The sequence below is a fragment of the Micromonospora sp. NPDC004704 genome (assembly GCF_053601675.1).
This window is the reverse complement of sequence record NZ_JBSGCD010000026.1, coordinates 50311-64133: the sequence shown is the minus strand read 5'-3', so window position 1 is coordinate 64133 and position 13823 is coordinate 50311. Positions and strand designations below refer to the sequence as shown.

Sequence of the window (13823 nt, the reverse complement as noted above, 5' to 3'; positions counted from 1 at the left end):
GGTTACCTCCCGGTTCCGGCGTACACGACGGCTTCCTCTGTGCCACCGAGGTCGAACGCGTCGTGCACAGCGCGGACCGCGGCGTCGAGATCGGTGTCCCGACACACCACCGAGACCCGGATCTCCGAGGTGGAAATCATCTCGATGTTCACTCCAGCCTCGCCCAGGGCAGCGAAGAAACTGGCCGCGACGCCCGGGTGGGAGCGCATGCCGGCACCGATCAGCGACACCTTACCGACGTGGTCGTCGTAGAGCAGCCCCTTGAACTTGACCGGCTCCTGGATCTTGCTGAGCGCGGCCATCGCCGTCGGACCGTCGGTCTTCGGCAGGGTGAACGAGATGTCGGTGCGGCCGGTCCCCTCGGTGGAGACGTTCTGCACGATCATGTCGAGGTTTATCTCGGCACTGGCCACCGTCTCGAAGATCCGCGCCGCCGCACCGGGCTCGTCCGGTACGCCGACGACGGTGATCTTCGCCTCGCTCCGGTCGTGGGCAACCCCGGTGATCAGTGCTTGCTCCACGGCAGGTTCCTCCATCGATCCGGTGACCATCGTGCCGGTGTTGGTCGAGTAAGACGAGCGGACATGGATCGGCAGTTGGGCCCGGCGCGCGTACTCGACGCTGCGCAAGTGCAGCACCTTCGCGCCGCAGGCGGCCAACTCCAGCATCTCTTCGTACGTGATCTGCTTGATGTGACGTGCGTTCGGGACGATCCGCGGGTCGGCGGTGAAGATGCCGTCGACGTCGGTGTAGATCTCGCAGACGTCCGCGTTCAGGGCTGCGGCCAACGCCACCGCGGTGGTGTCCGAGCCGCCCCGGCCCAGCGTGGTGATGTCCTTGGTGTCCTGGGACACGCCCTGGAACCCGGCAACGATGGCGACCGCGCCCTCGTTGAGCGCGCCCTGCAACCGGCCGGGGGTGACGTCGATGATCCGGGCCTTGCCGTGCACCGAGGTGGTCAGCACGCCGGCCTGCGAGCCGGTGTACGAGCGCGCCTCGTAGCCCAGGTTGTGGATCGCCATGGCTACCAGCGACATCGAGATCCGCTCGCCGGCGGTGAGCAGCATGTCCAGCTCGCGGCCGGGCGGCAGCGGGCTGACCTGGTGCGCCAGGTCGAGCAGTTCGTCGGTGGTGTCCCCCATCGCGGAAACCACCACGACGACGTCATCTCCGGCCTTGCGAGCGGCGACGATCCGCTCGGCCACCCGCTTGATCCGTTCGGCGTCGCCGACGGAGGATCCGCCGTACTTCTGCACGACCAGTGCCACGACGGTCTGCTCCTTCCCACGGCCGGTTCACTCAACCGGCCACCACGCTGCCGGGCCGGCCGGTTCGCACCGGTCGTGGGCAGCCTGCTCCATTCAACCCGGAGCGTGCCGACGCCGCCGGCCACTAACCGGCGGCGCCGTATGAACGACCCTCAGGGTACCGGCCCTGCCTGTACCGGGGGCAGCCACGATCCCACCATCCGGCCCACCTTCCGCCGCGCGGCGGCCGGGTCGTGGTGACGCCCGCGACACGCCGAACACCGCTGACCCGACTGACTGATCAGTACGCCCGGACACCCCCGACAATGACACGATGCGTTCGGAAGCCACCCTTCCCGACACCGAACCGGTCGCCACCCGGCCCGACCGGCCCGACCCGTCGGCACCGGCCACCGGCACCGGGTTCGTCGACCGGATGCCGCAGCCCCGGATCACCGGTCGGCACGGTGCACCGGATCGTCCACCGGCCCGCCGCGACAACGGTTCCCGGCTGTTCGCGTGTCTGCTGGCCGGGGCGGTGCTGCTGCTCGGCGGGTGCGGAGGCGGTGACGTACCTCCGGTGGAGACGCCGGCCGCCGACGGTTCCGCCACCCCCGGTGGATCGGCGTCCGCGACGGCCGGGGTGACCGACGCCCGGGCGCAGCTCGCCGGACTGGCGGCGGCGGCCGAGGACCGGCACCTGACCGCGCTCTACACCCTGTCCCGGTCCGGGCAGCCGAACCGGTCGGTGACCCTGGTCAGCGCCAACGACGGCACCTGGCGGGTCGACATCCCCGGCGGGGCACTCGGCGGCACCGTCGACGTCACGATCGCGCAGACCCGCGACGGGATCTTCCAGTGCGCGCTGACCTCGACCCGGCGACCGGATCCGCCCACCTGCGTCAAGGTCGCCGCACCGGGCAAGGCCCTGCCCGCGAACATCGATCCTCGGGTGCAGCACGTGTTCACCGACTGGCGCAGGGTGCTCATCGACCGCCAGGCGTCACTGGCGATCTCGACGACCAAGGCGCTGCCGAACTCGCGGGGCGCGTGTTTCTCGGTCGACTCCACCGCGGCCTCGCTCAGTGCCCCGCTGGACATCGGCATCTACTGCTTCGACACCGACGGCACGCTCACCGCGGCCAAGGTGTCGTTCGGCACCCTCCTGTTGACCGGAAACCCGACCGCGGCGCCACCCACCGTGACCCTGCCCGGCCCGGTGGTCCCCGGCCAGGCGCTGCGTACGGCCGCTCCGCCCACCCCGAGCGCCTCCCCGACGCCCGACATCACGCCGAGCAGATGATCTCCGTTCACGTACCGGGTGCAGTCGAACACAACAGGTGACCCCGGCGGTCGCACAGAAGGTGCGATACGGCACACTCGGGCGCATGGTGGAGCTATCCCCGTTGCTCGCGGCCAGGTGGAGTCCGCACGCCTTCGACCCCGAAGCCACGGTCACCGACACCGACGTGCTCTCGCTGCTCGAAGCGGCCCGGTGGGCACCGTCCGCGGGCAACAGCCAACCGTGGCGGTTCATCGTTGGCCAGCGCGACGACGAGACGTACAAGCGGATCCTCACCAACGTCGGTCCGGCCGACCAGCGCTGGGCCGGGAACGCGTCCCTGCTGCTGCTCGGCGCGCACACCGCGACCATCCCGGCCGGCTGCCCACCCACCCAGGCCGCGTACGACCTCGGTCAGGCGGTGGCGCACCTCACCATCCAGGCGACCGCCCTGCACCTGTACGCCCACCAACTCGCCGGCATCGACCTGGCCGGGCTCCGGATCGACCTGGACCTGCCGGTCGGCGTACGGCCGCACGTGGTGGTGGCCGTGGGTCGGCTCGGCGATCCGTTGGCGCTCCCGGACGACCTGCGCCGGTGGGAGACCGGGCTGCGCCAGCGCCAGCCGCTGGCCGACCTCCTGCTCGGCTGACCCGCCCGACCCGACGCTGCCAGCCGGCGCCTGGACCTGCGGAAGTGCGATTCGCATCCCAGACTGCGGACGAAACTTCCCGAACCGGAAATGCTCACGTAGGGTGACCGATGTCATGTGGCAGGCGCTCCTTCTTCGCTGCCGCGACGAGGCCCATCTGGCCGGCACCTCGTCGCGGAGTTGACGCGCGCCGTCCAACACCGCCGGTTGACCATCGTCGACCAGCCGGTTTCCGCCCGACACCTCAGTTCTTTTCAGGCGCGAGCAGCGCCTTCACGTCCGCTTCACGACGTCTGACGCCGCATGACCACGGGAGTCTTCGACATGCCCAACCCAGCCGACACCGACACTGATCCGATCGCCCGGCAGCGCCCGAGCCGGATGCCGTACCAGCGTTACCAGCCGTACCACCAGCAGTTCGCCGTCGACCTGCCCGACCGGCAGTGGCCGACCCGACAGGTCGAGGTCGCACCCCGGTGGTGCGCGGTCGACCTGCGCGACGGCAACCAGGCGCTGATCGACCCAATGTCGCCGGAGCGTAAGCGGCGGATGTTCCAGCTGCTGGTGCAGATGGGCTACAAGGAGATCGAGGTCGGCTTCCCGTCGGCCAGCCAGACCGACTTCGACTTCGTACGGCAACTCATCGAGCAGGACCTGATCCCGGACGACGTGACGATCCAGGTGCTGACCCAGTGCCGGGAACACCTGATCGAGCGGACCTTCGAGTCGCTGCGCGGCGCCAAGCGGGCGATCGTGCACTTCTACAACTCGACCTCGACCCTGCAACGCCGGGTGGTGTTCGGGCTGGACCGGGCCGGGATCACCGACATCGCCACCCAGGGCGCCCGGCTCTGCCAGAAGTACGCCGAGATCCACACCCCGGACACCGAGATTTTCTACGAGTACTCGCCGGAGTCGTACACCGGCACCGAACTCGACTACGCCCTGGAGGTCTGCGCCGCGGTGATCGAGGTCATCGACCCGACGCCGGACCGGCCGCTGATCATCAACCTGCCGGCCACGGTCGAGATGGCCACCCCGAACATCTACGCCGACTCGATCGAGTGGATGGACCGGCACCTGCCCCGGCGGGACAGCGTCATCCTCTCCCTGCACCCGCACAACGACCGGGGCACCGGCGTCGCCGCCGCCGAGCTGGGCCTGCTGGCGGGCGCGGACCGGATCGAGGGCTGCCTGTTCGGCAACGGCGAACGGACCGGCAACGTCGACCTGATCACGCTGGGCCTGAACCTATTCTCCCAGGGCATCGACCCGCAGATCGACTTCTCCTCGATCGACGAGATCAAGCGGGCGGTCGAGTACTGCAACCAGCTCCCCGTGCACGAGCGGCACCCGTACGCGGGTGACCTGGTCTACACCGCCTTTTCCGGCTCGCACCAGGACGCGATCAAGAAGGGGCTGGACGCACTCGAAGCGGACGCGCGGGCGGCCGGGGTGCCGATCGACGAGTTCACCTGGGGGGTGCCGTACCTGCCGATCGACCCGAAGGACCTGGGTCGCACCTACGAGGCGGTCATCCGGGTCAACTCGCAGTCCGGCAAGGGCGGCGTCGCGTACATCATGAAGGCGGAGCACAACCTGGACCTGCCGCGCCGGCTCCAGATCGAGTTCTCCGGCGTGGTCCAGCAGGTCACCGACCACGCGGGCGGCGAGGTCGAGCCGGGCCGGATGTGGGAGATCTTCGCCAACCACTACCTGGTCGACCACCAGCCCGACCCGGCGTTGTCGCTGGTGTCGTACCGGACCGGCACCGTGGACGGCAAGGTCGAGGTCGAGGCCGACGTCCGGTTCGGCGACGAGCACCGGTCGCTGTCCGCGGTCGGCAACGGCCCGATCGACGCGTACGTGAACGCGCTGCAGAGCCTCGGCATCCGGGTCCGGGTGCTGGACTACCACGAGCACGCCCTCTCCTCCGGTGGCGACGCCCAGGCGGCGGCATACGTGGAGGCCGAGGTCGACGGTCGTACGGTCTGGGGTGTGGGGCTGGACGCGAACATCGTCACCGCGTCGATCACCGCCCTGACCAGCGCGGTCAACCGCGTACACGGCTGATTCGGGAACGTACGACGATCGAGGGGCCGACCGGCGCACTGCCGGTCGGCCCGCTCGTTGCGAGGGTCAGTCGGACTTCGGCGAGTCCTGGTGTGGCCGTGGGCGGTGGATGAGCACCGCGGCCAGGAGCGCGCCCACGATCAGCAGTCCGGCGCACCAGAGCATCGCCGCCCGGAACGCGTTCGCCAGTTCGGCGGGCATCCGGTACGCGGCCCCGGAGAGGCCGACCAGCAGCGGGAGTGCCGCCACCGCGAGCACGCTCCCGACTCGGGATGCGGCGTTGTTGAACCCGCTCGCCACCCCGGCGAACCGGTCGTCGACCGCGGCCAGGACCGACGTGGTCAGCGGGGCGACGACAAACGTGAGCCCGAGCCCGAAGAGGAAGACCCCCGGCACCACGTCGGCCCAGAAGGACGCGTGCGGTCCGATCCCGCGCAGCAGCAGTACGCCCCCGGCGGCGATCAGCGGCCCGACGGTCAGCGGCAGCCGGGGGCCGATCCTGGCGACCAGCGCACCGGCCCAGGGTGAGCCGACGAGCAGCAGGACGGTCATCGGCAGGTTCGCCAGGCCGGTCTTCAGCGCCGAGTACCCGGCCACGTTCTGCAGGTGTACGGAGAGGAAGAAGCTGAACCCGCCGAGGCTGGCGTACACGACCACGGTGTAGATGTTCAGGACCGAGAAGAGGCGGCGGCGGAACAGCGCCGGTGGCAGCATCGCGGCGTTGCCCTTGCGCCGTTCGAGCAGTACGAATCCCACCGCCGCGAGTACCCCGACCACCGCACCGACCGCGACCAGGATCGTGGCGCCGCCGCTGCCGGGCTGGGCGGCCTCGATCAGGGCGAAGGTGATCCCGGCCAGCCCGAGCGCGCCGAGCAGGGCGCCGGTGAGGTCGAAACGCGGTGCGGCGCTGCCGGCCGCACCGATCACCGCCCCGCCGGTGCCGGACGCCGCCTGGTTGGCCGCGCCGGTGGCCCGGCTCTCCGGGGCCCAGCGCAGGGCGGCGAACACCACGACCACCGCGAGCGGCACGTTGATCAGGAAGATCCACCGCCAGGAGAGGGCGTCGATCAGCCAGCCGCCGAGCAGCGGCCCGACCGCGGTCGACACCCCGGAGAAACCGGACCAGGCGCCGATCGCCTTGCCCCGGTCGTCGGGGTGGAAGCTGGCCTGGATCAGGGCGAGCGAGCCCGGGGTGAGCAGCGCACCGCCGGCCCCCTGGAGGAACCGGGCGGCGATGAGCCACTCGATGTTCTGGGCGATGCCGGACAGGACCGAGGCGGCGGTGAAGCAGACCACGCCGAGGAGGAAGATCCGGCGGCGGCCGTACCGGTCTCCGAGTGCGCCGCCGAGCAGGACGAACGCGGCCAGGGTCAGGAGGTAGCCGTCGACCGTCCATTGCAGACCGGAGACGCCGGCGTCCAGGGAGCGGCCAAGGTGGGGCAGCGCCACGTTGACCACGGTGCCGTCGAGGAACACCATGCCGGAGGCGAGGACGGCCGCGAACAGCAGTCCCCGGCCGGCGGGGCCGGCGAGCCGGATCGGCGTTGACGGTGGGGCCACGATCTCCAACATGCCCTGCCCGATACGGCGAATGTCACGAAACGCCGAAACCTCCGGTGGATACTGTGCGGATATCCGGATCAGCCCGCAAGCTTGGCTGGTGTCGTATTCGCGTACCAGATCAGCAGCCCGACGGGTCATCTCGGCCGCGCTCGTCGCGGCGCTCGCGCTCGGCGGCGCCGGCTGCGCACCTACCGCACAGTCCACGCCCGGGGCCGACCCGAGCGGCCCGGCCGGGGTGGACGGCGCAACCGCTCAGCTCGGCCAGTTGACGGTGGCCCAGGCCAGCTCGATGAAGGGCTACAGCCGGGAACACTTCCCGCACTGGCGTGACGCGGGCAAGAACTGCGACGTCCGGGACACCGTCCTGCAACGCGACGGTGAGGACATCAAGCTCGCCGGCTGCAACGTGGTCGGCGGACGGTGGACGAGCGTCTATGACAAGAAGACGCTGACCGACCCGGCGGACGTCGACATCGACCACATGGTCCCGCTGGCGAACGCGTGGCGGTCCGGCGCGGACGAGTGGAGCGACGCCGAACGCGGCGACTTCGCCAACGACCTCACCCGGCCGCAGTTGCTCGCGGTGTCGGCGGGCAGCAACCGGGGCAAGGGCGACCAGGGCCCGGAGGAGTGGCAGCCGCCGAACCGCGACTACTGGTGCACGTACGCCGAGAGCTGGATCACGGTGAAGCACCACTGGAAATTGACGGTCACCGCCGCCGAGAAGACCACGCTCACCGAGATGCTCGGCACCTGCTGACAGGTGCGGAAGGGCTCCTTCTCCCGGTGGGAGAAGGAGCCCTTGTCGACGGTGACGCGTGACCTAGACGGTGGGGATCAGGTCGCCGGTCTCGCCGGGGGTGGCCAGGTCGGTCGGCCGGACCAGCTCCGGCTCGACGTCGTGCATCCCGATCCGCCCGGCCGCGATGTCCTCGGCGAAGTGGCAGGCCACCCGGTGACCGGTCGACGTCTCCCGCAGCGCCGGCCGCTCGTCGCGGCAGCGGGTCGGCTGCGCCCACGGGCACCGGGTGTGGAACCGGCATCCGGACGGCGGGTTCGTCGGCGAGGGTAGGTCACCGGCGAGCAGGATCCGCTCGCGGCGGTCCTCGACCACCGGGTCCGGCACCGGCACCGCCGACATCAACGCCTTGGTGTACGGGTGCATCGGCTCCCGGTAGAGGTCGTCGCTGGACGCCTCCTCCACCAGTCCACCGAGGTACATCACGCCCACCGTGTCGGCGATGTGCCGGACCACCGCCAGGTCGTGCGCGATGATCAGGTACGTCAGTCCCCGCTCGGCCTGGAGGTCCTCCAGGAGGTTGATCACCTGGGCCTGGATCGACACGTCGAGCGCGGAGACCGGCTCGTCGGCGACGATCAGGTCCGGCCCGAGCACCAGCGCGCGGGCGATGCCGATCCGCTGGCGCTGGCCGCCGGAGAACTCATGCGGGTACTTCCGCAGCGCCGAGGCGGGCAGACCGACCGCGTCGAGGGTTTCCCGGAGCCGGCGCAGGGTGTCCGCCTTGTCGCCGGCCAGGCCGTGTGCCTTGAGGCCTTCCACCAGCAAAGACTGCACCGACTGGCGCGGGTCGAGACTGGACAGCGGGTCCTGGAAAATCATCTGCATCCGGCGACGGGCGTGCCGCATCGCCTCGCCCTTGAGCGCGCGTACGTCGGTGCCGTCGAAGATGATCTCTCCGTCGGTCGGCTCGACCAGCCGCAGCAGGCCCCGACCGAGGGTCGACTTGCCGCACCCGGACTCACCGACCAGCCCGTACGTCTCACCGGCCCGGATCGACAGGGAGACCCCGTCGACCGCGTAGACGTACCCCACGGTCCGGTCGACCAGCAGCCCGCTCTTGATCGGGAAGTGCACCTTCAGGTCGCGCAGCTCGATCAGCGGCGCCTGCGTCTTCGACTCCTGCGCCTGCGGCGCCTCCGCGATGGACTCGGTCATGCCGCCACCTCCTCCAGAACCGGGTTGTTGCAGCGCAGCCGCCCACCGACCGCGGTCGGCTCCAGGACCGGTGCGCCGTCGAGGCACGAGTCCACCACCCGGTCGCAGCGTGGCGCGAACGCGCACCCCTCCGTCCACGGGATGTTGTCCGAGACCGAACCCCGGATCGCGTGCAGTCGCTCGCCGCGCAGCGAGTCCAGGCGCGGCACCGAACTGAGCAACCCATGGGTGTACGGGTGCCGCGGGCGGGCGAACAGTTCGTGCCGCTCGGCGGTCTCCACGACCTTGCCGCCGTACAGGACGTTGACGGTGTCGCAGAGCCCGGCGACCACCCCGAGGTCGTGCGTGATCATGATCAGGGCGGTCCCGGAGGAGTCGACCAGTTCCTTGAGCAGGGTCAGGATCTGCGCCTGGATGGTCACGTCGAGCGCCGTGGTGGGCTCGTCGGCGATCAGCAGCCGTGGCTTGCAGGCGAGGGCGATGGCGATCAGGGCCCGCTGGCGCATACCACCGGAGATCTGGTGCGGATACTCGCTCAGCCGCCGGTCCGGGTCGGGGATGCCGACCGAGTCCAGCAGGTCGCGTGCCTCGCGCAGCGCCTGCTTGCGGTCCCGCCCCTGGTGCCGTTCCAGCACCTCGGCGACCTGCAACCCGATCGGCAGGACCGGGTTCAGCGAGGAGAGCGGATCCTGGAAGATCATGCCGATCTCCCGGCCGCGCCGGTCCCGCATGTCGTTGCCGCGCAGCTTGAGCAGGTCGGTGCCCTCGAACAGCACCTCACCGGTGACCGTGTTGCCGCGCTTGGGCAGCAGCCCCATGATCGCGAGGCTGGTCACGCTCTTGCCGCAGCCGGACTCACCGACCAGGCCGACCGTCTGCCCCGGCTCCACCGAGAAGCTGACCTTGTCCACCGCGGTGAACGGCCGCTCACCCCGGCGGTTGAAGACCACGCCCAGATCCCGTACGTCGAGCAGGCTCATGCCGGTTCCCCCTCTTGCCCGTGGTGCCCGGGCGAACCGACCCGGTGTGCGTTGGTGAGCATCCCGGTCACCGCCGGTTCTTCGGGTCGATCGCCTCGCGCATGGCCTCGCCCAGCAGGGTGAAGCCGAGCGCGACGATGATGATCGCGAGAGCGGGGAAGTACGCCAGTTCCGGGCGGATCTCGAAGTAGCGCTGGCCGTCGACGCCGAGCATCAGGCCCCACTCGGCCCGGTTGATGTCCGGGTCGCCGAGGCCGAGGAACGACAGTGCGGCGGCCTCCAGGATCGCGACCGCGAAGGTGAGCGTCGCCTGGGCGATGACCGGGGTCAGCGAGTTCGGCAGCATGTGCCGGAGCACGATCGCGCGTTCCTTCACCCCGAGCGCGCGGGCGGCGAGCACGTGGTCGCTCTCCCGTTGGGCGAGCATCGCACCGCGCAACAGCCGGGCGAAGATCGGCACGCTGACGATCGAGACCGCGAAGATCACCGTCCACTGGCTGGACCGGCTGGCCAGGGCGACCAGGGTGATCGCCAGCAGCAGGCCGGGCAGGGCCAGCATGACGTCGGTCAGGCGCATCAGGACAACGTCGACCCAGCCGCCGAACGCACCGGCGATCGCGCCGATCACCACGCCGAAGGCGAGCCCGATCAGGGTGGCGAGCACACCGACCAGGAGCGTCTGCCGGGCGCCGTAGACGAGCCGGGAGGCGAAGTCGCGGCCGAGCGGGTCCGACCCCAGCAGGAACCCGTCCTGCGATCCCGGAATCGTGTCCGCGGTCAGGCCGTCGAGGAGCTGGTCGAAGCGCTGGTTCGGATCGTGCGGGGCGATCAGCGGGGCGAAGATCGCCACCAGTACGAACAGGCCGACGATCACCGCCCCGGTCACCGCGACCGGGTTGCGGGACAGCCGCCGTACGATGTCGCGGAACATGCTGACGCCGCCGGGCTCGGCGCTCGCCCGCGCCAACTCGTCCAGCCGGGCCTTTTTCCGCTCGGCGAGCGCGGTGACCCCACGCCCGCTCATCCCGCTGGTAGCGGGGTCCTGCTTGGTCGGTTCACTCACGTTCCCGCCTTGCTCGCTGCGCTCACTCATGCCGCCGCCTCGCTTCGCTCGCCGACGGCATGAGCTGTAACGCTGTACCCGATCATTCGTTCGCTGCGCTCACTCATCGCACACGCACCCTGGGGTCGATGACCGCGTAGGAGAGGTCGACCAGGAGGTTGACCACGATGAAGACCAGGGCGGCGACCAGGATCAGCGCCTGTAACACCGGATAGTCCCGACTGCCGGTGATGGAGTCGGTGATCAACGTACCGAGGCCGCCCCAGTTGTAGACCTTCTCGGTCAGTACGGCACCGGCCAGCAGCGCGCCGGTCTGCAGACCGATCGTGGTCACCACCGGCAGCAGGGCGTTACGCAGGACGTGCCGCCCCCGGATGGTCCGGTGCCGCAAACCCTTGGCCTCGGCCGTACGGATGAAGTCCTCGTTCAGCACGTCCAGGACGCTGGCCCGGGTGATCCGTACGATCACCGCCAGCGGGATGGTGGCCAGGGTGACCGCCGGCAGGATCAGGTGCCAGAGCGCGTCGGCGCTGGCGTCGAACTCCCGGGTGAGCAACCCGTCGAGTACGAAGAAGCCGGTGACGTTGGTGTTGTCCAGTCCGGTGCTGATCCGCCCCGAGGGCGGGAACCAGTGGATGTTCTGGGTGAAGACGTCCTTGAGCAGGTAGCCCAGGAAGAAGATCGGGATGGAGATGCCGAGCAGCGTCCCGCCGACGGTCAGGTTGTCCAGGGTCCGACCCCGGTGCCGGGCCGCCAGGTAACCGAGCGGGATGCCGAGTCCGACCGCGATGATCATCGCGGCGAGGGCCAGCTCGACCGTTGCCGGAAAGGACCGCCCGAGCACATCGACGACGGAGTCGCCGGTGCGGATCGAGTTGCCGAAGTCGCCGGTGAGCATCCGCTGCATGAACTTGCCGTACTGGACCAGGATCGGCTGGTCGTAACCGAGCGCCTTGGTCAGGAGTTCCCGCCGCTCGGGGGTGGCCCGCTCGCCGAGCAGTGCGTCGACAGGGCCACCGGGCAGGTTCCGGAGCCAGATGAAGATCAGCGCGGTCAGCGCGATCAGGGTCACCACCAGCTGTAGCAGGCGGCGAACTATGACTCGCAACATCTCTCACACACCATGTTCTCGATACCCGCAGGAGCGGCCCGGGCCGGACGATTCGCCCGGCCCGGGCCGCAGCTGTACGCGGGGTGACCGCTGGGTCAGCTGGCCGAAACAGTCACCGTGTTGAACTCCTCGGCCGTCAACGGGCTGGCAACCAGACCCTTGACGTCCTTGGTGACGACGATCGCCGGCGGGGCGTGCCAGACCGGGATGGCCGGCAGCCACTTGCTGGCGATGTCCCGGTTGACCTGCTCCCAGGCGGTCTTCTTGCCGGCCTCGTCGACGGTCGCGTCGGCGGCGGTGATGGCGGCGAACATGTCGGTCATCTTCTCGTCACCGAACTCCGGCTTGGCCCGCCCGAAGAAGGTGCCGACGAAGTTGCCCGGGTCGTTGTAGTCGCCGGTCCAACCGAGGATGTGCAGGTCGTGCTTGCCGAACTGCTGCACGTCGTCCTTGAAGCCACCGTTCCACGGGCGAGGCACACCGTTGACCTTGATGCCGACGCCCTGGAGGTCGTTGGCGAGAACGGTGAAGATCTCCTGCGGGTTCGGCATGTACGGCCGGGAGACGTCCGGCGGGTAGTAGAAGTTGAGCGTCATACCCTCGGCGCCAGCCTCCTTGAGGAGCTGCTTCGCCTTGTCCGGGTTGAACTCGTACTTCTGGGCGTCCGGCGCGTAGCCGAGCACGGTGTCCGGCAGGAACTGGCTGGCCACACTGGAGCCACCCGGCGCCTTGGTCTGGACCAACTGCTCACGGTTGAGCGCGTAGGCGATCGCCTGACGCACCCGCAGGTCCGCGAGCTTCGGGTTGTTCTTCTGGTTGATGCCCAGGTAGAGGATGTTGAAGGCCGGGCGGTTGAGAACCTGGAAGCCCTCGGTCTCCAGCGCCTTGCGGTCGGCCGGCGCTGGGAAGTCGATGCCCTGGACGGTGCCCGCGCGCAGTTCCTGCTTACGGGTGGTCTCGTCCTTGATGACCTTGATGATCACCTTGTCGACCTTGGCCTTGTCACCCCAGTAGTCCGCGTAGCGGTTCAGGGTGATCTCGTTCTTCGCCTTGTCCCAGCCACCGAAGGTGAACGGGCCGGTGCCGACCGGGTTGGTGTTGGCGAAGGCGCTGTACTCGAACGAGTCACCGCTCTGCGTCACCTTGTCGGCGTCGTACTTCTTCAACGCCTCCGGGCTGGCGATGGAGAGCGAGGTGAGCGCGAACGCACCGGGGAAGGCCCCCTTGTACGTGTTCAGCGAGACGACCGCGGTGCCGTCGTCCTTGGCCTCGCACTTGTCGTAGATCGACTTGCCGGCCGTCTCGGCCTCGTTGGTCGCGAAACCACCGAAGACGTCCTGGTAGTAGAGCATCTGGCTCTGGGCCGCGGCGCCCTTCATGTTGTACCAGCGGTCGAAGTTGTAGCAGACCGCGGCAGCGTTGAAGGGGGTGCCGTCGTGGAACTTCACGTCCTTGCGGAGCTTGAACGTCCAGATCTTGCCCGTCGCGTCGTGCTCCCAGCTCTCGGCCAGGCCACCGACCACGTCGGCGGTACCCGGCTTGTGGGTCACCAGCGTCTCGAACATCTGGCGGACCGGCCGGAACGACTCACCGTCATCGTTGAAGATCGGGTCGAAGTTCTTGGGGTCACCGGCACCGGCGAAGATGAAGGTACCGCCCGATGCGGTGCCCTCTCCGCCCTCTTCCCGGTCACTTGCCGCACATCCCGCCGCGCCGGCGGCCATCACGGCAACGGCCGCGACGGCGATCGCCGACCTGAGCCCTCTCGCCTGCATCTCTCACCTCTGTCATGCGCATGACCAACGCCGGGGTTTTGGCACGGTCCGTGTGCGGCAGGCTAATGGCCGTGAGACCTCGAACGGAACGCCTGCTTTGGAATCTCTACCAAGCCGACA

General features: G+C 69.4%; 11 protein-coding genes. 4 read left to right on the top strand and 7 right to left on the bottom strand.

Annotated elements, in window-relative coordinates; genetic code table 11:
- Positions 1–2: 2 nt before the first annotated feature.
- Positions 3–1268, bottom strand: a complete 1266-nt coding sequence (locus ACWEFB_RS28200; RefSeq protein WP_452290170.1) for an aspartate kinase — start codon at positions 1266–1268, stop codon at positions 3–5.
- Positions 1269–1581: 313 nt separating this feature from the next.
- On the opposite strand from ACWEFB_RS28200, the gene ACWEFB_RS28195 reads away from it, so the two are divergent.
- The 3 genes from ACWEFB_RS28195 (at position 1582) to leuA (ending at position 5254) form a co-directional block, all read left to right on the top strand.
- The gene (locus tag ACWEFB_RS28195) at positions 1582–2550 is read left to right on the top strand and encodes a hypothetical protein (RefSeq protein WP_452290168.1); all 969 of its coding nucleotides are present in this window, start codon (positions 1582–1584) and stop codon (positions 2548–2550) included.
- Positions 2551–2635: 85 nt separating this feature from the next.
- Positions 2636–3181 (top strand): nitroreductase family protein, encoded by a 546-nt coding sequence (locus ACWEFB_RS28190; protein ID WP_452290166.1) that lies wholly within the window; start codon positions 2636–2638, stop codon positions 3179–3181.
- Between the two features lie 324 nt (positions 3182–3505).
- The gene (leuA, locus tag ACWEFB_RS28185; RefSeq protein ID WP_452290164.1) at positions 3506–5254 is read left to right on the top strand and encodes a 2-isopropylmalate synthase; all 1749 of its coding nucleotides are present in this window, start codon (positions 3506–3508) and stop codon (positions 5252–5254) included.
- Between the two features lie 66 nt (positions 5255–5320).
- Here the strand turns inward: leuA and ACWEFB_RS28180 are convergent, their stop codons facing one another.
- Positions 5321–6826: an MFS transporter gene (locus tag ACWEFB_RS28180; protein WP_452290162.1), complete on the bottom strand. Its 1506-nt coding sequence runs from the start codon at positions 6824–6826 to the stop codon at positions 5321–5323.
- A gap of 88 nt (positions 6827–6914) precedes the next feature.
- On the opposite strand from ACWEFB_RS28180, the gene ACWEFB_RS28175 reads away from it, so the two are divergent.
- The gene (locus tag ACWEFB_RS28175; protein ID WP_326561651.1) at positions 6915–7577 is read left to right on the top strand and encodes an HNH endonuclease family protein; all 663 of its coding nucleotides are present in this window, start codon (positions 6915–6917) and stop codon (positions 7575–7577) included.
- A gap of 63 nt (positions 7578–7640) precedes the next feature.
- On the opposite strand, the gene ACWEFB_RS28170 is transcribed toward ACWEFB_RS28175, so the two are convergent.
- The 5 genes from ACWEFB_RS28170 to ACWEFB_RS28150 all read right to left on the bottom strand — a co-directional run bounded on the left by ACWEFB_RS28170 (position 7641) and on the right by ACWEFB_RS28150 (position 13703).
- Complete coding sequence (locus ACWEFB_RS28170; RefSeq protein ID WP_452290159.1) at positions 7641–8774, bottom strand: ABC transporter ATP-binding protein; 1134 nt, start codon at positions 8772–8774, stop codon at positions 7641–7643.
- Entirely contained in the window at positions 8771–9754 is a 984-nt protein-coding gene (locus ACWEFB_RS28165) for an ABC transporter ATP-binding protein (protein WP_452290157.1), read from the bottom strand. Before ACWEFB_RS28165 ends, ACWEFB_RS28170 begins: the two co-directional genes overlap by 4 nt.
- Before the next feature lie 67 nt (positions 9755–9821).
- Complete coding sequence (locus ACWEFB_RS28160) at positions 9822–10778, bottom strand: ABC transporter permease (RefSeq protein WP_452290249.1); 957 nt, start codon at positions 10776–10778, stop codon at positions 9822–9824.
- A gap of 142 nt (positions 10779–10920) precedes the next feature.
- Positions 10921–11928 (bottom strand): ABC transporter permease, encoded by a 1008-nt coding sequence (locus ACWEFB_RS28155; protein ID WP_326561654.1) that lies wholly within the window; start codon positions 11926–11928, stop codon positions 10921–10923.
- Positions 11929–12023: 95 nt separating this feature from the next.
- Entirely contained in the window at positions 12024–13703 is a 1680-nt protein-coding gene (locus ACWEFB_RS28150; RefSeq protein ID WP_452290155.1) for an ABC transporter substrate-binding protein, read from the bottom strand.
- Between the last annotated feature and the right edge of the window lie 120 nt (positions 13704–13823).

Bases quoted from the DNA above. Each gene is read 5' to 3' on its own strand.
- ACWEFB_RS28195 (WP_452290168.1), top strand. From the start codon at position 1,582: ATGCGTTCGGAAGCCACCCTTCCCGACACCGAACCGGTCGCCACCCGG.
- ACWEFB_RS28190 (WP_452290166.1), top strand. From the start codon at position 2,636: ATGGTGGAGCTATCCCCGTTGCTCGCGGCCAGGTGGAGTCCGCACGCC.
- leuA (WP_452290164.1), top strand. From the start codon at position 3,506: ATGCCCAACCCAGCCGACACCGACACTGATCCGATCGCCCGGCAGCGC.
- ACWEFB_RS28180 (WP_452290162.1), bottom strand. From the start codon at position 6,826: ATGTTGGAGATCGTGGCCCCACCGTCAACGCCGATCCGGCTCGCCGGC.
- ACWEFB_RS28170 (WP_452290159.1), bottom strand. From the start codon at position 8,774: ATGACCGAGTCCATCGCGGAGGCGCCGCAGGCGCAGGAGTCGAAGACG.
- ACWEFB_RS28165 (WP_452290157.1), bottom strand. From the start codon at position 9,754: ATGAGCCTGCTCGACGTACGGGATCTGGGCGTGGTCTTCAACCGCCGG.
- ACWEFB_RS28160 (WP_452290249.1), bottom strand. From the start codon at position 10,778: ATGAGCGGGCGTGGGGTCACCGCGCTCGCCGAGCGGAAAAAGGCCCGG.
- ACWEFB_RS28155 (WP_326561654.1), bottom strand. From the start codon at position 11,928: ATGTTGCGAGTCATAGTTCGCCGCCTGCTACAGCTGGTGGTGACCCTG.
- ACWEFB_RS28150 (WP_452290155.1), bottom strand. From the start codon at position 13,703: ATGCAGGCGAGAGGGCTCAGGTCGGCGATCGCCGTCGCGGCCGTTGCC.